This is a genomic window from Martelella sp. NC20, from assembly GCF_013459645.1.
Taxonomy (GTDB): Bacteria; Pseudomonadota; Alphaproteobacteria; order Rhizobiales; family Rhizobiaceae; genus Martelella.
The window spans coordinates 3,178,600-3,200,569 of the sequence record NZ_CP054861.1 but is presented as its reverse complement, the minus strand read 5'-3'; the positions used below and the strand labels follow the sequence as shown (position 1 = coordinate 3,200,569).

Annotated in this window: 17 protein-coding genes; 9 read left to right on the top strand and 8 right to left on the bottom strand. The window is 61.1% G+C overall.

The genetic code is table 11. The features are described 5' to 3' along the window. Positions 1 to 54: 54 nt before the first annotated feature. The 4 genes from trxB to HQ843_RS15155 all read left to right on the top strand — a co-directional run bounded on the left by trxB (position 55) and on the right by HQ843_RS15155 (position 4,940). Positions 55 to 1,032: a thioredoxin-disulfide reductase gene (gene trxB / locus HQ843_RS15170; RefSeq protein WP_180897538.1), complete on the top strand. Its 978-nt coding sequence runs from the start codon at positions 55 to 57 to the stop codon at positions 1,030 to 1,032. Between the two features lie 20 nt (positions 1,033 to 1,052). Then, positions 1,053 to 1,949 (top strand): LysR family transcriptional regulator VtlR, encoded by an 897-nt coding sequence (locus HQ843_RS15165; protein WP_180902176.1) that lies wholly within the window; start codon positions 1,053 to 1,055, stop codon positions 1,947 to 1,949. A gap of 708 nt (positions 1,950 to 2,657) precedes the next feature. Beyond that, positions 2,658 to 3,773 (top strand): alkene reductase, encoded by a 1,116-nt coding sequence (locus HQ843_RS15160; protein WP_180897539.1) that lies wholly within the window; start codon positions 2,658 to 2,660, stop codon positions 3,771 to 3,773. A gap of 72 nt (positions 3,774 to 3,845) precedes the next feature. Further along, positions 3,846 to 4,940 carry a calcium:proton antiporter gene (locus tag HQ843_RS15155; RefSeq protein WP_180897540.1) on the top strand — a complete coding sequence of 365 codons (1,095 nt, stop codon included), beginning with the start codon at positions 3,846 to 3,848 and terminating at the stop codon, positions 4,938 to 4,940. Here the strand turns inward: HQ843_RS15155 and HQ843_RS15150 are convergent. Continuing rightward, a complete protein-coding gene (locus HQ843_RS15150; protein ID WP_180897541.1) occupies positions 4,915 to 5,931 on the bottom strand; it encodes an NAD(P)H-binding protein in 1,017 nt (338 codons plus the stop codon). The genes HQ843_RS15155 and HQ843_RS15150 overlap by 26 nt on opposite strands. A 93-nt stretch (positions 5,932 to 6,024) precedes the next feature. On the opposite strand from HQ843_RS15150, the gene HQ843_RS15145 reads away from it, so the two are divergent. Then, complete coding sequence (locus HQ843_RS15145; RefSeq protein ID WP_180897542.1) at positions 6,025 to 6,918, top strand: LysR family transcriptional regulator; 894 nt, start codon at positions 6,025 to 6,027, stop codon at positions 6,916 to 6,918. 36 nt (positions 6,919 to 6,954) lie between these two features. Here HQ843_RS15145 and HQ843_RS15140 read toward each other — a convergent pair whose 3' ends face one another. Both HQ843_RS15140 and HQ843_RS15135 read right to left on the bottom strand, forming a co-directional pair. Continuing rightward, complete coding sequence (locus HQ843_RS15140; RefSeq protein ID WP_180897543.1) at positions 6,955 to 8,088, bottom strand: transporter substrate-binding domain-containing protein; 1,134 nt, start codon at positions 8,086 to 8,088, stop codon at positions 6,955 to 6,957. A gap of 376 nt (positions 8,089 to 8,464) precedes the next feature. Then, positions 8,465 to 9,667 carry a pyridoxal phosphate-dependent aminotransferase gene (locus HQ843_RS15135; protein ID WP_180897544.1) on the bottom strand — a complete coding sequence of 401 codons (1,203 nt, stop codon included), beginning with the start codon at positions 9,665 to 9,667 and terminating at the stop codon, positions 8,465 to 8,467. A 291-nt stretch (positions 9,668 to 9,958) separates the two neighbouring features. Between HQ843_RS15135 and HQ843_RS15130 the strand changes: the two genes are divergently transcribed. Further along, a complete protein-coding gene (locus HQ843_RS15130; RefSeq protein WP_180897545.1) occupies positions 9,959 to 10,345 on the top strand; it encodes a hypothetical protein in 387 nt (128 codons plus the stop codon). Positions 10,346 to 10,451: 106 nt separating this feature from the next. Next, positions 10,452 to 11,564 carry a PQQ-dependent sugar dehydrogenase gene (locus tag HQ843_RS15125; protein ID WP_180897546.1) on the top strand — a complete coding sequence of 371 codons (1,113 nt, stop codon included), beginning with the start codon at positions 10,452 to 10,454 and terminating at the stop codon, positions 11,562 to 11,564. A gap of 4 nt (positions 11,565 to 11,568) precedes the next feature. Here the strand turns inward: HQ843_RS15125 and HQ843_RS15120 are convergent, their stop codons facing one another. Further along, a complete protein-coding gene (locus HQ843_RS15120; RefSeq protein WP_180897547.1) occupies positions 11,569 to 12,666 on the bottom strand; it encodes a DUF1176 domain-containing protein in 1,098 nt (365 codons plus the stop codon). Between the two features lie 567 nt (positions 12,667 to 13,233). Here HQ843_RS15120 and HQ843_RS15115 point away from each other — a divergent pair. Next, complete coding sequence (locus tag HQ843_RS15115) at positions 13,234 to 13,449, top strand: cold-shock protein (RefSeq protein WP_180897548.1); 216 nt, start codon at positions 13,234 to 13,236, stop codon at positions 13,447 to 13,449. A gap of 949 nt (positions 13,450 to 14,398) precedes the next feature. Here HQ843_RS15115 and rpoD read toward each other — a convergent pair. From rpoD to HQ843_RS15100, 3 genes are all read right to left on the bottom strand, one after another. Continuing rightward, a complete protein-coding gene (gene rpoD / locus HQ843_RS15110) occupies positions 14,399 to 16,450 on the bottom strand; it encodes an RNA polymerase sigma factor RpoD (RefSeq protein ID WP_180897549.1) in 2,052 nt (683 codons plus the stop codon). A gap of 413 nt (positions 16,451 to 16,863) precedes the next feature. Next, positions 16,864 to 18,828 carry a DNA primase gene (gene dnaG / locus HQ843_RS15105; RefSeq protein WP_180897550.1) on the bottom strand — a complete coding sequence of 655 codons (1,965 nt, stop codon included), beginning with the start codon at positions 18,826 to 18,828 and terminating at the stop codon, positions 16,864 to 16,866. A 290-nt stretch (positions 18,829 to 19,118) separates the two neighbouring features. Continuing rightward, positions 19,119 to 19,571: a GatB/YqeY domain-containing protein gene (locus tag HQ843_RS15100; protein ID WP_180897551.1), complete on the bottom strand. Its 453-nt coding sequence runs from the start codon at positions 19,569 to 19,571 to the stop codon at positions 19,119 to 19,121. 372 nt (positions 19,572 to 19,943) lie between these two features. On the opposite strand from HQ843_RS15100, the gene carA reads away from it, so the two are divergent. After that, the gene (carA, locus tag HQ843_RS15095) at positions 19,944 to 21,152 is read left to right on the top strand and encodes a glutamine-hydrolyzing carbamoyl-phosphate synthase small subunit (protein ID WP_180897552.1); all 1,209 of its coding nucleotides are present in this window, start codon (positions 19,944 to 19,946) and stop codon (positions 21,150 to 21,152) included. Between the two features lie 190 nt (positions 21,153 to 21,342). On the opposite strand, the gene HQ843_RS15090 is transcribed toward carA, so the two are convergent. Beyond that, positions 21,343 to 21,954, bottom strand: coding sequence for a VC0807 family protein (locus HQ843_RS15090; RefSeq protein WP_180897553.1), 612 nt, complete (start codon positions 21,952 to 21,954; stop codon positions 21,343 to 21,345). Positions 21,955 to 21,970: the final 16 nt, after the last annotated feature.

The window sequence follows — 21,970 nt, the reverse complement described above, 5'->3', positions numbered from 1 at the left end:
CGGACTTGCAACTGAAGCGGCGCTTGCCTTTTGGCGCGCCGGAGGGATTTAGAGATGGCAGACCACCACACCGAGGTGCTCATCATTGGTTCCGGCCCGGCCGGCTATACCGCAGCGATCTATGCGGCCCGCGCGATGATGAAGCCGGTGCTGATCGCAGGGCTCGAACAGGGCGGCCAGCTGACGATCACCACCGATGTCGAAAACTATCCGGGCTTTGCCGAGCCGATCCAGGGCCCGTGGCTGATGGAGCAGATGCTCGCCCAGGCGGAAAATGTCGGGACCGAGATCGTCAACGATATCGTCACAAAGCTCGACCTGTCGAAGCGCCCCTTCACCGCGACAACCGATTCCGGCGCGATCTGGACCGCAGATACCGTTATTCTTGCAACCGGCGCCCAGGCCAAGTGGCTCGGTCTTGAGAGCGAGCAGACCTTCAACGGCGGCGGCGTTTCGGCCTGCGCCACCTGCGACGGCTTCTTCTATCGCGGCAAGGACGTGGTGGTCGTCGGCGGCGGCAATTCGGCGGTCGAAGAGGCGCTTTACCTTGCCAATATCGCCAGATCCGTGACGGTCGTGCACCGCCGCGACAGTTTCCGCGCCGAACGCATCCTGCAGGAAAGGCTGTTTGCGCTGGAAAACGTGAAGATCGTCTGGGACCACGCCGTGGAGGAGATTGTCGGCACCAGCGCCGTGCCGCCGCTTCCGCCGTCGGTGACCGGTATCGCTGTTAAAAACGTCAAGACCGGCGAGAAGCAGACGATACCCGCTGATGGCGTGTTCATCGCGATCGGGCACACGCCGCAGGTGGAACTCATCCGCGACCAGCTCCGGCTGAAGCCGAACGGCTATCTGTGGACCGAGCCCGGCACCACCAGAACCAGCATCGAGGGCGTCTTTGGCGCCGGTGACGTCACCGACGACAATTACCGTCAGGCGGTGACCGCGGCCGGCATGGGCTGCATGGCCGCCCTTGAGGCAGAACGCTTTCTGACAGGACAAAAGACCGGCACGCTGGCTGCCGCGGAGTAGGGTTCATGAAGAGCACGAGCATGCCTCTGGACTGGGACAAGCTCAGGATATTTCATGCCGCGGCGGAAGCGGGATCGTTCACGCACGCCGCCGACAAGCTCCACCTTTCGCAGTCGGCGATCAGCCGGCAGGTCTCGGCGCTCGAACAGGATGTCGGCGTCAAGCTGTTCCATCGCCACGCCCGCGGGCTGATACTCACCGAACAGGGCGAACTGCTTTACCGCACCGCAAACGAAGTTCTGCTGAAGCTTGAAAGCGTCCGCTCACGGCTGACCGAGACCAAGGAAAAGCCGTCGGGCAAGCTCAGGGTCACCACCACGGTCGGCCTCGGCCAGGGCTGGCTCACCGACAAGGTGCAGGAATTTCTTCAGCTTTATCCCGACATGCAGATCCAGCTTATCCTCGACAATGAGGAGCTGGATGTGAACATGCGCCATGCCGATTGCGCGATCCGGCTGCGCCAGCCGCAGCAGCCGGACCTGATCCAGCGCAAGCTGTTCACCGTGCACATGCATGTCTATGCCTCGCCGTCCTATATCAACCGGCATGGCGAACCGCAGGCGCTGGAAGACCTCGACAATCACCGGATCATCACGTTCGGCGAGCCGGCGCCCGCCTATCTGCTCGACGTGAACTGGCTGGAGATCGCCGGCCGCTCGTCCGACAGCCCGCGCCTGGCGCATTTGCAGATCAACTCGCTGACATCGATCAAGCGGGCGGCACTTTTGGGAATCGGCATCGTCATGCTGCCGGATTATATCGTCGGACGCGATCCGGGCCTGCTGCAACTCGTGACTCACGCCGATGTTCCGAGTTTCGACACCTATTTCTGCTATCCGGACGAACTCAAGAACTCCGCCAAGCTGAAAGTCTTCCGCGATTTCATCGTTGCCAAGGCGCGCAACTGGAGCTTCTGAGGCCTGTTCGCCCTTTTTCGCGACCGGAAGACACCGAAACACGATGAGTCACGACATTTTCAGCCTATTTTTTAGGCGACAATCTGTTATGTCGTAAATTTAAGCAAACATTGCTGCATTTTTCATCTTTCGCATGGCAGCCATGCACAAAGATGCATTGTGGAATGCCTAATTCAGGGGCATATAGCACACAGCTGATGCAGGTGGTGCCCAACTTCTCCCTGGTGCACCGCAGCAGCTGTTCCCCTCTGGAGGTTTTGAGAGACCTTCTAACTCAAAGGGCCCCGGTTTTTCCGGTGGCCCTCTTTTTTTGCCCGCAAAAATCTGTTGTTTTTTTTCGCAATCGCCGATGAAAACTATTGCAACGCGCACAAAAAAGAACCATATCCGGTATAGCTGATGCGTTCGATACGAAGTTTGATTCGTATTGCAGCAGCTGTTCCCCTCTGGAGGTTTTTACCTTCACAATTTCAAGGGCCCCTTCTGGTGGCCCTTTTTTTTATGCGCTGTTCGCCATTATCCGACCTGCCGGCCTTCAGCCTGCGTAAACGCTTTCTTTTGGTTTATACATTAGAGCGTAACTTATGTAGGGAAACGGCTGGCGCGTCTGCGAAAGCCGCCGCCGAAACGGCAGGCTGGACCGGAGGCTGGAAATTGCACCCGCGCCGGGCCTCCGCTACAAATAGGGCCGGCACGGGAAGGAATTTGATGGCTAACCTTTTTGATCCCATAACGATCGGCGATGTCACCATCGAGAACCGGATCATTATGGCGCCGCTGATGCGCAACCGCTCGCCCGAAGCCGTGCCGAACGACCTCAACATCGAATATTACCGCCAGCGCGCGAGCGCGGGCCTGATCATCTCGGAGGCCACCGCGATTACCGAGCAGGGTCAGGGCTATTCCAACGCGCCGGGGATCTACAGCAACGCCTCGGTCGAAGGCTGGCAGCAGGTCACGAAGGCGGTGCACGAGGCCGGCGGCAAGATCTTCTGCCAGCTGGTGCATGTCGGACGGGTGTCGCACAAATCGCTCCAGCCCTTCGGCGATCCGCCGGTGGCGCCCTCCGCCCTGCAGGCCAGGGCCAAGTCATTCGTGGTCTATTCCGACATGACCAGCGACTTCATCGAGACGTCGATGCCGCGGGCCCTGAAGCCCTTCGAGATTTCCGGGATCATCGACGACTACCGCCGCGCCGCCGCGCGCGCCATGGAGGCGGGGTTCGATGGCGTCGAAATTCACGCAGCCAATGGCTATCTCGTCGACCAGTTCCTGCGCTCCGGCAGCAACAAGCGCACCGATCTCTACGGCGGCCCGCTTGAAAACCGGGCGCGTTTCATGTTCGACATCGTCGGCGCGATATCGCGGGAAATCGGCTCCGGCCGCACGGCAATCCGGCTTTCGCCGGTCGCGCCGTCGAACGATGTCCATGACGACAATCCGCAGGTTCTGTTCAACTATCTGGCAAGCCAGCTCAGCGCCTATGACCTCGCCTATATCCATATCATCGAGGGCGCGACCGGCGGCGACCGCAATTATCACCAGGGCCCGCGCCCGTTCGATTACGAGGAAATGCGCCAGACCTACTACCGCACCGACGGCTCCGGCGCGTGGATGGTCAATAACGGCTATGACCGCCAGCTTGCGATCGACGCGCTGGAGAAGGAGCGGGCCGACCTGATCAGCTTCGGCCGCGCCTTCATCGCCAATCCGGATTTGGTGCGCCGGCTGCGGATCAATGCGCAGCTCAATGCGTTGGATCAGAGAACGCTTTTCGGCGGCGACGCCAAGGGATATTCGGACTACCCTCCGCTCGGCGGCTGAGCTCCGGCCCCGTCGGAAAGCGCGCAAGGATCAACGCGCCGCCAGCGGCGCCATCATGGGGGCTGCCGATCGATGCTGACATTCCTGCGCGGTGAAATCCTGCTGCTGCAGGCGCTTCCTGTGGGCGCGCTTGCCTGGTTTCTCGAACATGACGTGATGCATGCCGGCCAGGCCTATTCGCTTCTGGCCGCCGCCCTGCTCGTGATTTCGATCGCCTGCGCCTCGATGCGCGTCGCCCATCACGCCGAAATCCTCGCCGCCAAGGCCGGCGATCCCTATGGCACCATGATCCTCACGCTGTCCGCCGTCACGGTGGAGGTGATCATCCTCGTCATCATGATGCGCGAGAGCGAACAGCCGACGCTGGTGCGCGATACGATCTATGCCGCCGTCATGCTCGATATTAACGGGATTCTGGGGCTGGCGGCGCTGCTTGGCGGGCTGAAACACGGCGAGCAGCCCTATAATGATGATTCCGGAAAGACCTATTCAGTGATGATCATGACGGCCATGGGCATTTCCATGGTCGTGCCCGATTTCGTGCCGGAGGCGAGCTGGCATGTCTATTCCGGCTTCACCATCGCCGCCATGATCGCGCTTTATGCGCTGTTCCTGAAATTGCAGGTTGGCCAGCACAGCTATTTCTTCGCCTACCGCTATCCCCGGATGAGAAAGGCGGTGGAAGGAGAGGCCGTCCAGGAAGAGACGGAAGGCTCCACCGCCACCTCTGTTGCCACCCTTATCGCCGGCGTCGCCGTGATCGGGCTTCTCGCGGAGTTCATGTCGGCCTTCCTCAGCGACGGGCTGGAGGGAACCGGCGCGCCGCTTGCGCTGACAGCCATTCTGGTGGCGGCGATCGCGGCCGGGCCGGAAATCCTGACCGCCATACGGGCCGCCCTCGGCAACCGCATGCAGGCGGTCGTCAACATCGCGCTCGGCGCATCGCTTTCGACGGTGATCCTGACCGTGCCGGTGATCGAGGCGATCGCGCTGTTCACCGGCCAGCCTTTCATCATGGCGATGACCCCGGTTCAGATCACCATGGTCGCCATCACGCTGGTGGTCGCCGCCATCAACATCAATGATGGAGAGACCAACGCGATCGAGGGCATGACCCATTTCGTGCTGTTTTCGACCTTCATCATGCTCTCGATACTGGGCCTTTGAGGATGTCAGAGGCGGAAGACCGCGGCAGGGTAACGCCGATATCGTCGAGCGCTTTGCCAATGGCAGTGTCGAGCGGCGTGCGCGGTTCATGGCCGAGAAAAGCGACGAGCTTGTCATTCTTCATGTGAAGCGGTTCCTTCCAGAGATAGCGCACCTCCTTTACCTCGCGCATCAGGGTCATGAATGGCGAGAGCAGCGGCACCACGAACCAGGGAAACCGCGCGATCTTCAGCTTCGGATCGCCGGCAACGCGACGGATGGCTTCGACCATCTGCATGCCGTCGGCATCGTAAAAGCCCTCGAACTGAAAATTCGCGAATTTCGGCAACTGCCCTGCCCTTTCGTCCAGCGCCGCGAAGGTTTCGGCAAGATCGGGCAGATAGGCCCATTGATGGCCGACGCCGGGCGTTGCCGGGTTGGTGATCCGGGTGAGCGGCGCATGCGGCTTGACCACCTGCCCGAACCAGCTGTTGCCCGCTGCATCGCCACCGAAAAAATCGCCCGCGCGCACCAGAATAACCTGGGTCCCGTCAAAGGCCGCCTCCTTGAGACGGTCTTCCATCGCAACCCGGATGCGCCCCTTGCGGGTGGTCGGGTTCTGCGGACTGTCCTCGCTCGGCGACGGAAACACGTCGCGCCCGAAATTATAGATCGTTGCCGGAAACAGAATGCGGGCATTGAAAAGGCGCGCCGCTGCAATCGTATTCTCCAGCATCGGCAGAACCAGCTTGTCCCAGTCCTTGTAGCCGGGCGGGTTGACGCCGTGGAAGATCAGTTCCGCGCCCCGCGCCGCCGTCTCCACGTCTTCGCGGCGCATGGCATCGCCCTTCAACCATTCATAGTGCGGCTGCTTTTCAATCCACCGTGCCGGGTCGCGATTGAGCGCGCGGATATGATAGCCGCGCGCAAGCAGCGCCCGGGCGACGGCACCGCCAACACCGCCGGTCGCGCCCAGAATGAGCGCCACAGGCTTTCCGGTAATCTCAGACATCGCATTCTCCTTCTCTTGAGGTCGAAGGTAATATCGGTGCGAATGCATCTAAACGGAATTGTATAAATTCGTGTCTCCGATATACATAAATAAATGAACACACAGAGTTGGGATTTCTATCGCACCTTCCTTGCCGTGCTGGAGAGCGGGTCACTTTCGGCCGCCGCGCGCCTCCTCGGGCTCACCCAGCCCACGGTCGGCCGCCATATCGAGGCGCTGGAGCGCGACGCCGGTCAACAGCTGTTCACGCGCTCGCAGCGCGGGCTGGAGCCGACCGACACCGCGCGGGCGATGAAGCCGCTGGCCGAGGCGATGGCCGCCTCGGCGGATGCCATGCGCAGGGCCTCCTCCGAGACCCGCGACGAGGTTTCCGGCAGTGTGCGCATCAGCGCTTCCGATGTGATCGCCATCGAAGTCCTGCCGGATATTCTTGCGCCGGTGATGACCGCCTATCCCCGGCTCGAGATCGAACTGTCGGTCTCCGACGCGATCGAGGATCTCTTGAACCGGAAGGCCGATATCGCGCTTCGGCTGGTGGAGCCCAGCCAGGCGGCCCTTGTGGTGCGCTATATCGGCAGGATCCCGATTGGCTGCTTTGCCCGAAAGGATGTCATTGCCCGCTTCGACGCGCCGCAGACGATCGAGGACCTGCAAGGGCTACCGACGATCGGCTTCGACCGTGAACTAGCCTATGTGCGCGATGTGCTGGAGGCCTTTCCGGACCTCACCCTGCCCGGTTTCAGGTTCCGCTCCGACAGCAATCTCGCCCAGCTTGCCGCCATCCGCGCCGGTTGCGGTTTCGGTCTTTGCCAGCATCCGCTTGGCGAACGCGACCCCGCACTCACGGAAGTGCTGCATGGCCAGATCCCGTTTCAGCTCCCGCTCTGGATCGCCATGCATGAGGATCTGCGCCGCTCCCCCCGCTGCCGCGTGGTCTTCGATGCCCTGGTCAAGGGCATGTCGGCCTATATCGGCCGGCCGGCCTGAAGCGCCGGGCGAAAAACGAGCGCCGGTCCGAAAACCCTATGGCGCGCCGGTCGGCAGGTAGCGTTCGATGACAAGGTGCCATTGCTCGGACCCGAGCGTCTTCAGGATCGCGATATTGATCGCATCGCGCCGGGGGTCGTTCTGAGGAAGAATCAGCGCATAGTTCTGCTGCAGGAACTGCAGATGGCTCAGATAGAGATCACGGTAGCCCTTGAGCGACCATTGCAGGATCGCGCGATCATAAACGAAGGCATCGATATCGTGGTGTTCAAGCGCATCAAGACCTTCCGGGACGGTGGCGAAAGCGGTCGCGGAAATGTTGAGAAGACCGAGTTCCGCCGCAGCCGGCGTATCGGCGATGGTGCCGACCGTTAGCCCGGAAAGATCGTTGATATCGTCGACGAAATTGGAGTGCAGCGAGGAGGTCAACCCGGCGGCAAGCTGGGCGGTGGTGATCGCGGCGAGGATCAGGGCCGTGAACATCCAGACCATGGCCAGAAGCCTGCCGAAGAAGGTCACCGGAGCCTTGTCGCCATAACCCACCGTGGTCATCGTCACGGTTGCCCACCAGAAGCCGGAAAACATCCCGCGCGCCGGGCGCGGCTCGAACTGTTCGGGGTTGGCGCGCCGCTCCAGCAGCCAGATCAGCGCGCCGATGACGAAGACCGGGCCTGTCAGCAGGCCGAGCATATAGAGAAAGGCTGGCGATGTCAGAAGCTGAAACATGATCGCCGGCCCGATCTTGTCGACGACACGAAGCGCAACACCGATATCGCCGCTGTAATAGGGCAATGAGAAATCGATCACCGCCTCGTCATCGGCATTGATCGGCACCCCGCCAAGGGCCGCATCGAGCTTGCCGGCGGCCACATCCTGCACCATCGCGCCCGGCATGGTTTCCACCAGCCGGTATTGGGTGCCGAGCCGGTCGGTCATCCCGTTCAGCAGGTCGATGCCGAGCCCGTACCAGCTGCCGTCCTTGTCCTGCATGACGTAAGGCGGAATAGCCTGTACGCCGATGGTCATCACCTGATCGGCGGTTGTCTTCGGTGCGGGCGCGCTCTGGGCACCGGCGGGACGGCCGACGGCAATCAGCAGCACACAGGCCGCCAGTAAAAGGCAGTGCAACAAATTGTTGGCGTTGAAGGTGTGGCGCATGATCCCCCGCATTCGTCGAAGCCCCGCGCCGCCTGAGGAAAGGCCGGCAGGCGCCGGACAGTCTATAACGTCATCAGATCGCAAGCCGCAACGAAAAAGGGCGCGCCTTCCGGCACGCGCCCCCGGTTTGTTGACAAACCTGTCCCCACACTCCGCGTCATCCTCGGGCTTGACCCGAGGATCCAGGGCGACACGACATGCGCTTGCTAAAGAGTCTTTCTGCTCAAGGACTTGAGCAGAATGGATGCTCGGATCAAGTCCGAGCATGACACGTTGGGGGCGTCTGACAGAGGCAACAACCTCCGGGTTCGTCAACACACTGAGGGCGCGCCCTGCGGCACGCCCCGTTTCCAAATTGCGTTCCGTCAAGAAGCCGGAGCGCTTTGCCTCACTTGCAGGCGTTGCAGAACCGCTGGATCCGGATGCAGGATTCCTCGAGTTCCGCTTCCGACGTCGCGTAGGAGATGCGGAAGTTTGGTCCAAGCCCGAAGGCCGAGCCGTGAACCACGGCAACGCCCTCGGCTTCCAAAAGCTCGGTCACGAAATCCTCGTCGGTCTCCATCACCTTGCCGCCCGGCGAGGTCTTGCCCATCAGGCCGGCGCAGGACGGATAGACGTAGAACGCGCCCTCGGGCGTCGGGCATTGGATTCCCGGAGCCTGGTTGAGCATCGAGACCACCAGATCGCGACGCTTTTCGAAGGCTTTCTTGCTCTCCGGTATGAAATCCTGGTTGCCGTTGAGCGCTTCCACGGCGGCCCATTGGGCAATCGAGCAGGCGCCGGAGGTCTGCTGGCTCTGGATCGTGGTCATCGCCTTGATGAGTTCGTCCGGACCCGCGGCATAGCCGATACGCCAGCCGGTCATCGCATAGGCCTTGGACACGCCGTTCATGGTCAGCGTGCGATTGTAGAGGCCCGGCTCGACCTCGGCCGGCGTTGCGAACTTGAAATCGCCGAAGGTCAGATGCTCGTACATGTCGTCGGTCAGGATCCAGACCTGCTCATGCTTCATCAGCACGTCGGTGAGGGCCTTCAACTCGTCGTGCGAATAGGCGGCGCCCGTCGGGTTGGAGGGCGAGTTGAAGATGAACCACTTGGTCTTTGGCGTGATCGCCTTTTCGAGGTCTTCCGCCTGCAGCTTGAAGCCGTTTTCCTGGGTGGCGGAGACGAACACCGGCGTGCCGCCGCAAAGGGCGACCATTTCCGGATAGGAAACCCAGTAGGGCGCCGGGATGACGACTTCATCGCCCGGGTTCAGCGTTGCCATCAAGGCGTTGAACAGGATCTGCTTGCCGCCCGTGCCGACAATCGTCTGCGCGGCGCTGTAATCCAGATTGTTCTCGCGCTTGAACTTGGCTGCAATCGCCTCGCGCAGCGGCTGGATGCCCGCGACCGGGGTATACTTGGTCTCGCCGCGATTGATGGCGTCGATCGCGGCGGCCTTGATGTTGTCGGGCGTATCGAAATCGGGCTCGCCGGCGCCGAGGCTGATGACATCGCGGCCTTTCGCTTTGAGTTCGCGCGCTTTCTGGGCCACGGCGATCGTGGCGGAAGGCTTCACACGAGAAAGGGCGTCAGCAAGAAGGGCCATTTTCAATGTCCTGATATCTAGATTGAACCTTGGAAAGCGCTGTATTGAGCGTCAACTTCCAAGAGTTTGGTCTAAACGCAATTCGCCCACGGTTTCAAGCGCTATCGTCTACGACCGGCCGATTCGTGCCGCAACAGCAGCTATTCTGCCGGCGATTGGCTGAAGCGCCAAGGTTCCTCTCCCATGATTCCGCCTCAAAATGGTTCGCGTTCGACCATCATTCATCCAGAAGGCGACGTAATTTCATGGCCTTATGGCGATGCGCTGAAACATTGCCGAAGGAGAAGGCATATGAGGATGGTCAAACGGGTGGCGAACCGCATCGCGAGGCGCTCGATTTTCGTCAAACGCGGAATTCTTGCTTTAGCGGCGCTGCCGATATTGACGGCGTTTGCTCCCGCGCAGGCGTCCGCGCAGCAACAATTGCAGACCGTACCGCTTCAGGGAACCGATACGGCGGCGATACTGTTCGAGGGCTACCTGCCCTTTTCCTCCCCCGGCGGCAGCGCGCTTCAGGGTTTTTTGACCCACACCGCCGCCCGCGACCTGATGATGGCGACCCTGTTCGCGATCTGCCTCGCCATGGTGATCGCCGCGTCCTATCTCTGGCGCGAGAACGTGAACCACCTGAAGGCCGATGCCGAACGCAGGCAGCGCAACGACTTCGACAGCTTCTGAAAGCATCCCTCGCAGTTTCTGTCGTGGCTCACGCGCTTGTGTATGCCGCGAGGCTTGAGCGCGCGGCAGAGCGCCATATGTCACCGGGAAACGAGAGGAGACTTCCATGAAAGCCACCCCCGTCATCGCCGGCATGCTTGCGGCCCTTGCATTTTCGCCATGGCCCGCCGCAGCGCAGCAGACCACGCCGCCGCTCGCCATCGAGCGGATCGCCGACGGTCTCGCCCACCCCTGGGCGGTCGAAGTTCTGCCCGATGGCGATTATCTCGTCACCGAGCGGCCCGGTCGCCTCACCATCATCTCCCCGGAGGGCGCAAAGCACGAGGTAGCCGGCCTTCCCGACCTCCATGTCGGCGGCCAGGGCGGCCTGCTCGATGTCGCGCTCGATCCGGCCTTCGACGACAATGGCCGCATCTATTTCACCGCCTCCGTGTCCGGCCGGGGCGGCCAGGGAACGGCGGTCTATCGCGCGACGCTCGATCGCCCGCAATCGCGCCTTGAAAACGTCGGGCAGATCTTCGCGATGAACCGGTTTTCCGGCACCAGCCGCCATTTCGGCTCGCGCATCGCGATCGACGGGTCCGGTAACCTGTTTTTCGGCATCGGCGATCGCGGCGAAGGCGAGCGCGCGCAGGACCCCGCAGATCATGCCGGCTCGATCCTTCATATCGGCCCGGACGGCGGCATCCCGGAAGCCAACCCCACCCCGGCAGGCTGGCAGCCGGAAATCTGGTCGATCGGCCACCGCAACCCGCAGGGCATCGCCATCGATCCCGAAACCGGCACGCTCTACACCGTGGAACACGGCGCGCGCGGCGGCGACGAAATCAACACGCCGCGGGCGGGCCAAAACCATGGCTGGCCGGAAATTTCATACGGCGTGCATTATTCGGGCGCGAAGATCGGCCAGGGCACGGAGGCTCCCGGCCTTGAACAGCCGCTCTACTATTGGGACCCGTCGATCGCGCCGGGGGCGATTGCCGTCTATCGCGGCGAGATGTTTCCGGAATGGGACGGCGATTTCCTCGTTACCGCCCTGAAGGATCAGCTTCTGGCCCATATCGGCCGCGATGAAACCGGCCTGCCCGCCACCGAAAATCGGCTGTTTGCGAACGAGTTCGGCCGGCTGCGCGATGTCAAAGTCGCGCCCGACGGATCGGTGCTGCTGGTGAGCGACGAGCCCGATGGCTCGCTGTTGAGGGTTTACCGGGCGGATTAAACCCTTACCGCTCCACCGCTTCGTCCGGCGCCATTTGCGGCCGCCAGATCTCCGGCCAGTTCTCCGGGCCGATATCGACGCCGTCGCATGCCGTTTTCGAACGCTCCAGCGTGAGCGCCAACGGATTGCCCGCCGCCGTCTCGTTGATCGTCCAGTAATGCGCCAGCCCGCAATCGCCAAGACCGCGACCGAGATAGACCGACGACAGCAACTTCTCCTTGAGATCGAAATTGACGTTGTAGACCGTGTCGAGGACGGTGATCCCGGCATCGCTGACATTCGGGAATTCTGCGCGGTGGAACTCGTCATCCCTGCCGACATAGAGCTGGTAGGGCTGGTTATAGGCGCCGGAGGGGCCGCAGGGCAAAAGCATGATGGTGCTTTTTCCGGCATCGAAAGCGAAAGCGTCGGCCTGATCGATATGGGACTGATCGGTAAAACACGTGCTGTCGGGATCGCTCACATTGCGCAGGACCGAGGGCGGAAGCTGATCATAGCTGTCGATCGTCCAGATATCGACGCTTTCGGGCGGCAGCTTTTTCCCGACATCGATCAGCGCATCGGTACGCCCGTCGCGGCCCTGCCATTCATCGATGAAGCGGGCGGCGTCCGAGAGCCCCGTCAGCACGATCTCGGAGGAAAATTTGCCTATACCGCCCTCATAACGGATCGTCGCCCTGCTGCCGCCCGCCATTTCGCGAAACAACGCCATCAGAACCTCAGGCTCGTTGACGCCGAACATACCGAGGGCGTCCTCCCGCACAAGGCTCGCCACATCGGCCGAGAACCCCGTGATGCCATCGACCTCGATCGTGATCGTGCCGGAGGCATCGCCCCGCGGCAGGAAACCGGGCGGATAGGGAACGCTGAGGGTAAGCGGGGCCGAGGGCGCGACCGAGCGTTGCCACTGAATGGCGGCAAGCGCTGCGCCGCCGCTTGCGCCGGCGGCCGACGTCAGGGAAATATTGCAGATATAGGCGTTGTTGCAACTGACCGCCCAGCCCTCGATCTGACGATACTCGAACGCAAGAGCGTCGGCAGAAGGCAGCGAGCAGACCACGACAACGGACGCGAGAAGGCGTATGAGCATGTCACGACGCATAGTAGTCTCCCCCGGTATTGCCAGTCAGGTATCCGCGCACCGCCAGCACGTTCATCGGACTTGGCCGGCTACTCGCTCCTACACCAGCTTTGCCGCCAAAAGCTAGACCCGCTTCGGTTAGGTCACAGGCTTTGCAGGCACCGCATCGTTTCGAGGGTAGCATAGCCAAAACGCATTGACACAGTATAACCCAAAACAGTTCTCTCTAATCATCTGATTAGAATGAGCCAATACACGAACACCCTTCCCATAACCCGGACTGAGGGCCCGAATCTAAAGTTTCGCTTGCCAAAAACCCGTAAACACCGCATTCTGTTCATGTTCGGGCATTTTGCGAGCACGGGAAGACCATATAATCTGATGCGCGCCGGAGACGCCAATTTTTCCGGGCGGACCTTGATTTGTTTTGGCCTGCTTTCGCTGTCCAGGCAAATCAGAACCGCGGTCATAAAGGGTACCTTTCCTCCAAATTCGAGAAACGCCTGCGCTGCCCGTTCGGGCAAAACGAGCATCGAAATATCTGCCCCTCTCTCAGCAAGCGGATGGGCGAGAAAAGGACCTTGAAGCATGGCCGAAACTGGCACCGTGAAATTTTTCAATACCGACAAGGGTTACGGCTTCATCAAGCCGGATAACGGCGGCGCGGACATCTTTGTCCACATTTCCGCCGTGCAGTCGTCCGGGCTGACTGGACTTTCCGAAAATCAGAAAGTCAGCTACGACACCGAGCCGGACCGCCGCGGCAAAGGCCCCAAGGCCGTCAATCTGCAGGTTACGGAATAAGTTTCTGTTCCTTCCCGCCGGATTGTCTGGAACCGGTGCATTGCAATGCGCCGGTCAGGGATTGGTCTTGCTTCAGATCGCCACTCCTGAAGCGGGCAATTGCCTGAAGGTCAAACGGGATCGACCGGGAATAAATTTCGACGGAGGGCAGGCAGCCGAACGCCCTCATTGTTCTCAAACCTTATGCCATCCTGAAATCTCAGGACACAGCTTTTTCTTTCTCGCGAAGAAAGCTGTACGACCGCTCCCCCACTATTCGGCCTCATCCTTGGGCTTGACCCGAGGACCCATGCACATAGTGCTGCGACAGGCCCGGACGGTTGTCTAAAGCACTTGGGCAGCCCAGCGCAAAGCCTCGCCACCTCCTCTCGCGACAGACGTGATTGGATGCTCGGGTCAAGGCCACAGCTGTCCGGTTTAGCGATCCGTCCTCATTCCGGGCCTTTGTGTTGACCACAACCCTCTCCACTTGCGTCAATCCTCGTGCTTGACACGAGGATCCATTCTCACGGTTTCGGCAGGAAAACGATTGAGGCTTATGGTTCAGGGCATAAAATCGGTAACCGGTGTTGCATGAGGAGAGGTACATGGATCCTCGTGTCAAGCACGAGGATGACGCCTGAGAGAGTGGCGAACTCGCAGCCAAACCCGTGCAGCGCAGGAATGGCAACCGTGTCCAGTTACGGCAGATCGTCGCAATTCTGTTTTAATTCAATACTTTACATTGTATTATCGAAACTAAACCGGACACCTGTGGGTCAAGCCCGAGCAAGTGGGCGTGGCGAGTGCTGCCGGGAAACGAGGTGTCGGTATCAACGCTGCTGGCGCATGCCGCACCGGAAACCCTTGATCTGGTCCCGAGAATGACGAATGAGAGTGGAGTGGACTTTGTCCTCAAACTGAAAAACCCGGCCTTTCGACCGGGTTTTCGTTATCGGCTTACGCCATCTCAGCTATCCAGGAAGCTCCGGAGCTTGCGCGACCGGCTCGGGTGCTTCAGCTTCCTGAGCGCCTTGGCCTCGATCTGGCGGATACGTTCGCGGGTGACCGAGAACTGCTGGCCGACTTCCTCCAGCGTGTGGTCGGTGTTCATGCCGATGCCGAAGCGCATGCGCAGCACGCGTTCCTCACGCGGCGTCAGCGAGGCGAGAACACGGGTGGTGGTCTCGCGCAGGTTCGCCTGGATCGCCGCATCGATCGGCAGCAGGGCGTTCTTGTCCTCGATGAAATCGCCGAGATGCGAATCCTCCTCGTCGCCAACCGGCGTTTCGAGCGAGATCGGCTCCTTGGCGATCTTCAGCACCTTGCGGACCTTTTCGAGCGGCATGTTGAGCTTTTCGGAAAGCTCCTCGGGCGTCGGCTCGCGGCCGATCTCGTGCAGCATCTGGCGCGAGGTGCGGACGATCTTGTTGATCGTCTCGATCATGTGCACCGGAATGCGGATCGTGCGGGCCTGATCGGCGATCGAACGGGTGATCGCCTGCCGGATCCACCATGTCGCATAGGTCGAGAACTTGTAGCCGCGGCGATACTCGAACTTGTCGACCGCCTTCATCAGGCCGATATTGCCTTCCTGAATGAGATCGAGGAACTGCAGGCCGCGATTGGTGTATTTCTTCGCGATCGAGATCACCAGACGAAGATTGGCTTCCACCATCTCCTTCTTGGCGATGCGCGCCTCGCGCTCACCCTTCTTGACCATGTGCACGATGCGGCGAAACTCGGCGATCGAAATCCCGGTTTCTGTCGCAAGGCTCTGGATCTCGGTCCGGAGCGCCTTGATACTGGCGCCGTCCTGGCCCGCGAATTCCTTCCAGCCCTTGCCGGCAAGATTGCCGATCGACTTCATCCAGTTCGGATCAAGCTCTGCGCCGTGATAATGCTCGAGGAAGTCGTCGCGCTTGACGCCGCGATGGGTCGCCATGCGCAGCAACTTGCCCTCGTTTTCGACGAGCCGCTTGTTGATGTCGTAGAGCTGCTCGACCAGAAGGTCGATACGGTTCTGGTTGAGCGACAGCGACTTGACCGCGCCGATCAGCCCTTCCTTCAGCTCCCTGTAGCGGCGTTCCTGCGCATTGGTCAGCGTACCGGTGGCCGCCAGACGCGCCTCCACCTGCTGGTCCTGCAGCTTGCGGAGCTTTACATAGGTCTCGGCGATCAGGTCGAGCGTGTCCATGACCTGCGGGCGAAGTTCGGCTTCCATGGCGGCAAGCGACAGGTTGGATTCATCATCCTCCTCGTCGTCTTCCTCCGGCTGCATACCCTCGCCGCCGACATCGGTGACGTCGTCGGAGCGTTTCTTGCGGGCCTGTTCCTTTTCCTCGGCCTTCTTGCGGTCGGCCTCGATCTTTTCCGCGCTCTGGAACTGCGGGGCAGCCTTGGCCTCGGGACCGGAATAGGTGGTCTCCAGATCGATGATCTCACGCAGAAGCGTCGTGCCCTCGTTCAGCTCATCGCGCCAGATGATCAGCGCCTGGAACGTCAGCGGGCTTTCGCAAAGCCCGGCGATCATCGTCTCGCGGCCCGATTCGATCCGCTTGGCGATCGCGATTTCGCCTTCGCGCGACAGAAGCTCAACCGAACCCATCTCGCGCAGATACATACGGACCGGATCGTCGGTGCGATCGGTCGGCTCTTTCTTCTTGGTCTGGGCGACGGCCGAACCGGTCGTGGTCGCGACCTCGGTGCTGTCGCTCTCAGTTTCGTTGTCATTGTCGTCGGTGCTGTCGTCGGAATTGGCGTCGTTGTCGACTTCTTCCTCGTCCTCGACGACATTGATGCCCATGTCGGAGAGCATCGCCATCGTGTCCTCGATCTGCTCGGAGGTCACTTCCGACGACGGCAGGACGGAATTCAGCTCGTCCATGGTGACGTAGCCGCGCTTCTTGGCGGCCTTGATCATCTTCTTGACGGCGTCATCGGAAAGGTCCAGGAGAGGGCCGTCGGTACCGCCTTCGCGTTCGGTTTCGGCTTCTTCGTTTTCCTTGACTTTCGTAGCCATAAATATTGCTTCCCTGACGCTTTGTCGCTGTTGCCAAGCGGCATACCGGCAAATGATTAAGGACCCCTTCAGGGATCACAGACTGCCGGTCTCAAAAAACCCAGACATGAGCAGGACAGACTTCACCTCGGTCTAAATCCCGAGTGAACGCCGTCCAGATCATGAAATTGTGCTGCTTACTGCCATCCGAACTGGTGATTCCCAGATTTTCGCCATCCGTCAAGCGTCAATTAACTGTTTGCGCGATTTCATGTCGAAAATCCGCCCTTGAAACGCTTCTGCAGATGTCAGGACCCGATGCAGCTTCTCTGTCGGCCCTAGACAGGTTAATTTAGAATGCTTCGGGACAAATACAAGTGGCGGCTGAAAGGAATCACCAGCTACTCCTCCTCGAATTGAACTTCCCCACCGATCTATCCGCCCGCGCCCGTTTTCCCGCCGCGTCCGGACATCAGGCCGAAACCGTCGATTTCGGCTTCCTGATTGTCGATGCGGGCGATTTCGTTTTGAACCGAAACCAGCCCCGGCATCAGTTCGGCGAGCAGTTCCGCGTTGCCCTCTTCCGTCGCTTCGGCGATCTCGCGTTCCAGCTCGCTCTTGTGGCGGGCAAGCGAGCGGGCCCGGTTATGAAGCGCCAGCGCCTGATGATAGACCTCGCGCACATCCTCGAGGGCCGAATCCGGCCCGGCGATCCAGTTGACATTCCGTCCGACATGGGCGGCGATCTGCCCGACAAGGGCGCTGAACCCCGCCTCCTCCAGCCGTTGCCCGAGACGCTGCCGCCCGATATCGGGTCGCGAGGCCTCGGCCAGGAAGATCGGCCAGAACGCCCGCATCTCGCTGCCCTCAAACGAAAGCGTCGAGACGCTGTCGAAATCCTCGCGCACCAGTTCGGGATGCGAGATCAGGCAGAACACCAGCTGGCATTCGCGAAAGGTGAGGTTGGCGGCAACCGGGCGCAGGCTTGCAAGCGGCGACCGCGACAGCCGTTCGGAGGCAGACAGCGTGCCGGCCCGCGGCGCGTTGAACCGCCCTCCCCCTTTTGGAGCACCGGCGAAATTGCCGCCGCCGCCACGGAAATTTCCCCGAAACCGCTGATAGAGCCGGTTGCGGAAATCCTGCTGGTAATGCCGGCGCACGCTTTCATCGGCGATCGTCGCCACCAGCGCGTTGACCCGCGCCTCGATCGCCGCGCGCCGCTCCGGCGTTTCGCCGGCCTCCTGCGTGCCAGCCTCACGCTCGAAAACGGTATCGGCAAGCGGGCGGGCCTGGGCAAGCACGGTGTCGAAGGCCTGACGGCCGCCCTCGCGCACCAGATCATCGGGATCCTTGCCGCCGGGCAGCAGCGCGAATTTCAGCGAATGGCCGGGTTTCAGCATCGGCAGCGCAAGCGCGGCGGCGCGCTCGGCGGCGCGGATGCCGGCGCCGTCGCCGTCGAAGCAGAGCACCGGCTCGCTGGTCATGCGCCACAGCAACTGCAACTGGTTTTCGGTCAGCGCCGTGCCAAGCGGCGCGACGGCATTTTCGATGCCGGCCTGATGCAGCGCGATCACATCCATATAACCTTCGACGGCGATCAGCGTCTTTGCGCCATCGGCGCCGGAAAGCGCGCGGCGGGCGCGGGCGAAGTTGAACAGGACATTGCCCTTGTGGAACAGCTCGGTCTCGTTGGAATTGAGATATTTCGCCATCGCGTCCGGTCGCATCGCGCGCCCGCCAAAGGCGATCACCTGTTCGCGCGACGACAGGATCGGGAACATGATCCGGTCGCGGAAACGGTCATATGACACCGCGATATCCGGCCCGTGAACCACCAGCCCGCAGGCCTCGATCTCCTGCTTCTCGACGCCCTTGCCGGCCAGAAATTGCTTCAGCGCATTGCGGCTTTCCGGCGCGTAGCCGAGCCGGAACGTGTCGATGGTGCGCGCCGAAAGGCCGCGCTCGCGCAGATAGGCGCGGGCTCTCGCGCCGGCGCTGGTCTGGAGCTGATCCTGAAAGAAACCCGCCGCAAGCTCCATGACGTCGACAAGCGTGCGGCGCTTTTCCTCGCGCCGTTCAGCCTGGGCATCGCGCTCGGGCATCGCCACGCCCGCCATATCGGCGATGCGCTGCACCGCCTCGGGAAAGGCCATGCCATCAAGATCGGTGAGGAAACGGAAATGATCGCCGGAAACCCCGCAGCCGAAGCAGTGGTAGCGGCCCTTGGCATCCTCGCAGTGGAAGCTCGGCGATTTTTCGCCGTGAAACGGGCAGCAGGCCCAGTAATCGCCGCGGCCGACATTGGTTTTCTTGCGATCCCACGTCACCCGCTGGCCGATCAGCGTCGAGATCGGTACGCGGTCGCGGATTTCATCGAGAAAGGTTGGCGAAAAACGCATGGATGCCTCATCTGGCCGGATCTGGCACTATAGGGCCGTTGTGCAGATCAGGGGCGGCGATTTCAGGTTTTCCCAGATATCCACACAAACCCAGATATCCATACAAGTAGAGATACCGTCTCTCTCCAATCAATCTCCCCCCTTGAGGGGGAGATGCCCCGACAGGGGCAGAGAGGGGTGCAGCGCAAACAGCGAATTCCGAGTTAGAGGAGAGGGTTCACCCCCTCTGTCGCTTTCGCGACATCTCCCCCTCAAGGAGGGAGATTCGCGGTGGCACAGGCAGCCACACCTTATTTCAACATGTCCTTGACGACGCCGGAGGCCTTGGAGAAGTCCATCTGGCCGGAATAGCGATCCTTCAGCGTTTCGATGCACCTGCCCATGTCGCGCAATCCCTGCGCGCCGGTTTCCTCGACCACGGAGGCGCAGACTTCGCGGATCTTGTCCTCGGGAAGCTGGGCCGGCAGGAATTCGCAGATCACCGCCATTTCCTGGCGTTCCTGCGCGGCAAGGTCAGGCCTGCCCTTTTCCTCATAGAGGTGGGAGGACTGCTTGCGCTGCTTCAGCATCTGGATGAGGATACCGGCGATGTCATCGTCGCTGACGGGATCCTTGCCGCTGGCACGATGAGCCAGGTCGCGGTCCTTGAGGGCCGCGTGAACCAACCTCAATGTGTAGAAGCGTACCGGATCTTCCTCTTTTGAAGCGTCTTTTTGTGCAAGTGCGAGTTTATCGCGCAACATACATTCACTCCTGGCAACGCCATCTTCAGAATTCCGCATCGACACATGCCGATTGGCGGCGGCGTTTACCGAATACCGGGGCTATGATCAAATCAAATATTCGAGCGCGTCATTTATTTTCAGCAGATGCCACAACTCTGCCGTAAGAGCAATTGACCCGCAAGCGCGGTTTCACTATTTTCCCGCGACCGCATCAAAAAGTGGCCTACCTGAGCGCAGCTTGACCGCGAACCCCTTGGCTTGAGCACATATAGGATCAGGAGCGGGCCCATTCAATCGGCCTCTGGCCGTCGACCTCAAGCGCGTCCGGGAAAAATGGACCCCGGTTTTCCGACCGGACGCGCGAAAAACGAAGACATGCGCTAGCAAGGAATGATGATGACTGCCCCATGGACACAAGAAACGCCGACGGCCGCGCTGGTTCTGGCCGACGGCACGGTAATCTACGGCAAGGGCGTGGGCGCCACGGGCGCGGTTGAGGCGGAAGTCTGCTTCAACACCGCGCTGACCGGCTATCAGGAAATCCTGACGGACCCGTCCTATCTCGGACAGATCGTCACCTTCACCTTCCCCCATATCGGCAATATCGGCGCCAATGGCGAGGATATCGAAGACCTGATGCCTGCCGCCCGCCGCGGCGCCGTCGGCGCGATCTTCAGGGCCGACATTACCGCGCCCTCAAACTACCGTTCGACCGAAGATCTCGACGAATGGTTGAAAAAGCGCGGGATCATCGGACTTTCCGGCATCGATACAAGGGCGTTGACCGCCTGGATCCGCGAGCATGGCGCACCCAATGCCGTCATTGCCCACGAGCCCTCAGGCCAGTTCGACCTCGAAGCGCTCAAGGCGAAAGCAAGGGCCTGGAGCGGGCTCGAAGGTCTCGATCTCGCCATCGAGGCGACCTCCGGCCAGTCGTCTAGATGGGACGAAAAGCCATGGGTCTGGAACGAAGGCTATGACACGCTCGCCGAAGGCGATGCGCGCTATCATATCGTCTGCGTCGATTACGGCGTGAAGCGCAACATTCTGCGGCTGTTCGCCGGCCTGTCCTGCAAGGTGACGGTCGTGCCGGCGAAGACCTCGGCCGAGCAAATCCTGGCGCTTTCGCCCGACGGCGTGTTCCTGTCGAACGGCCCGGGCGATCCGGCGGCGACCGGCGTCTACGCCGTGCCGGTGATTCGCGACCTGATCGAAAGCGGTCTGCCGATCTTCGGCATCTGCCTCGGTCACCAGATTCTCGCGATCGCGCTCGGCGGCAGGACCGTGAAGATGCATCAGGGCCATCACGGCGCCAACCACCCGGTCAAGGATCACACCACCGGCAAGGTCGAGATCGTGTCGATGAACCATGGCTTTGCCGTTGATTCGTCGTCCCTGCCGGACGGCGTCGCGGAAACCCACATCTCGCTGTTCGACAGTTCGAACTGCGGCATCGCGCTTGCCGGCAAGCCGGTGTTCTCCGTCCAGCACCACCCGGAAGCCTCCCCCGGCCCGCAGGACAGCCACTACCTGTTCCGCCGCTTCATCAATCTGGTGCGCGAGAAGAAAGGCGAGGCGCTGCTCGAAGAGCGCGCCTGAGGACTGTCGGAAATCGCTGCGGCCGTTCACCCGGTCCGCATATTTTTCACATGCCATCCCCATTCCGGGTGTCACCCTCGGGCTTGACCCGAGGGTCCAGGCAGCATTCGTCGTGTGGCCTGGATGCTCGTGTCAGGCACGAGCATGACCCATCAGCGGATGGCGAAATTGCCAAAACTCACGAACCCTCTCAACCGCCGCCGCCTTCTCTGGCGCGGGCCTCGATTTCCTCGCCCTTGCGGCTGCCATAGCGCCAGCTCCAGGAGATCATCGCGGCGAAAACGACGATCCACATCGCTTCGGAAACCACCAGGAATATATCGACCGGCAACAGCGGGATAAGCAGCGCGCGCACGGTCGCCTCCCCGATCAACACGACCGCCCAGGCGATCGTCATCCGGCGCATCAGCGCCCGGTATGGCGGCGAAACCTCCCATAGCCGGTTGCCGCTCTCACGCTCCTCTCCGCCCTTTTCGGTCGCAAAGTGAAACACCAGCGGCCGCGGCATCAGCAGCGAGCCGGCAAACACCAGTCCGATGAAACCGGTGATCAGCGAATTCTTCAGAAGCGCCAGATAGGCGCTGTTGAAATAGAGACTGCCGATGAGCGAGGCGAGCGTCGCCGCAAGCGTGATCACGCTGACGGGCGCGAGCCTGCGGCTTCCGACATAGGAGACCACGATCACCGCGATCGGAAACACCGATCCGATCGCAAGGGCGTGGACGGTCGACAGGCCGAAGTGACGGGCGATCAGAAATGCCAGATACGGCAGCACCGCGCCGAAGATGATGTCATTCCGCATTGCCCCGCTCCTCCTG

What these genes read in the sequence shown, in the direction of transcription:
- HQ843_RS15130 (WP_180897545.1), top strand. Translation starts at nt 9,959, where the DNA reads ATGAGGATGGTCAAACGGGTGGCGAACCGCATCGCGAGGCGCTCGATT.
- HQ843_RS15140 (WP_180897543.1), bottom strand. Translation starts at nt 8,088, where the DNA reads ATGCGGGGGATCATGCGCCACACCTTCAACGCCAACAATTTGTTGCAC.
- HQ843_RS15100 (WP_180897551.1), bottom strand. Translation starts at nt 19,571, where the DNA reads ATGTTGCGCGATAAACTCGCACTTGCACAAAAAGACGCTTCAAAAGAG.
- trxB (WP_180897538.1), top strand. Translation starts at nt 55, where the DNA reads ATGGCAGACCACCACACCGAGGTGCTCATCATTGGTTCCGGCCCGGCC.
- HQ843_RS15155 (WP_180897540.1), top strand. Translation starts at nt 3,846, where the DNA reads ATGCTGACATTCCTGCGCGGTGAAATCCTGCTGCTGCAGGCGCTTCCT.
- dnaG (WP_180897550.1), bottom strand. Translation starts at nt 18,828, where the DNA reads ATGCGTTTTTCGCCAACCTTTCTCGATGAAATCCGCGACCGCGTACCG.
- rpoD (WP_180897549.1), bottom strand. Translation starts at nt 16,450, where the DNA reads ATGGCTACGAAAGTCAAGGAAAACGAAGAAGCCGAAACCGAACGCGAA.
- HQ843_RS15090 (WP_180897553.1), bottom strand. Translation starts at nt 21,954, where the DNA reads ATGCGGAATGACATCATCTTCGGCGCGGTGCTGCCGTATCTGGCATTT.
- HQ843_RS15165 (WP_180902176.1), top strand. Translation starts at nt 1,053, where the DNA reads ATGCCTCTGGACTGGGACAAGCTCAGGATATTTCATGCCGCGGCGGAA.
- HQ843_RS15160 (WP_180897539.1), top strand. Translation starts at nt 2,658, where the DNA reads ATGGCTAACCTTTTTGATCCCATAACGATCGGCGATGTCACCATCGAG.
- carA (WP_180897552.1), top strand. Translation starts at nt 19,944, where the DNA reads ATGATGATGACTGCCCCATGGACACAAGAAACGCCGACGGCCGCGCTG.
- HQ843_RS15125 (WP_180897546.1), top strand. Translation starts at nt 10,452, where the DNA reads ATGAAAGCCACCCCCGTCATCGCCGGCATGCTTGCGGCCCTTGCATTT.
- HQ843_RS15150 (WP_180897541.1), bottom strand. Translation starts at nt 5,931, where the DNA reads ATGTCTGAGATTACCGGAAAGCCTGTGGCGCTCATTCTGGGCGCGACC.
- HQ843_RS15120 (WP_180897547.1), bottom strand. Translation starts at nt 12,666, where the DNA reads ATGCGTCGTGACATGCTCATACGCCTTCTCGCGTCCGTTGTCGTGGTC.
- HQ843_RS15135 (WP_180897544.1), bottom strand. Translation starts at nt 9,667, where the DNA reads ATGGCCCTTCTTGCTGACGCCCTTTCTCGTGTGAAGCCTTCCGCCACG.
- HQ843_RS15115 (WP_180897548.1), top strand. Translation starts at nt 13,234, where the DNA reads ATGGCCGAAACTGGCACCGTGAAATTTTTCAATACCGACAAGGGTTAC.
- HQ843_RS15145 (WP_180897542.1), top strand. Translation starts at nt 6,025, where the DNA reads ATGAACACACAGAGTTGGGATTTCTATCGCACCTTCCTTGCCGTGCTG.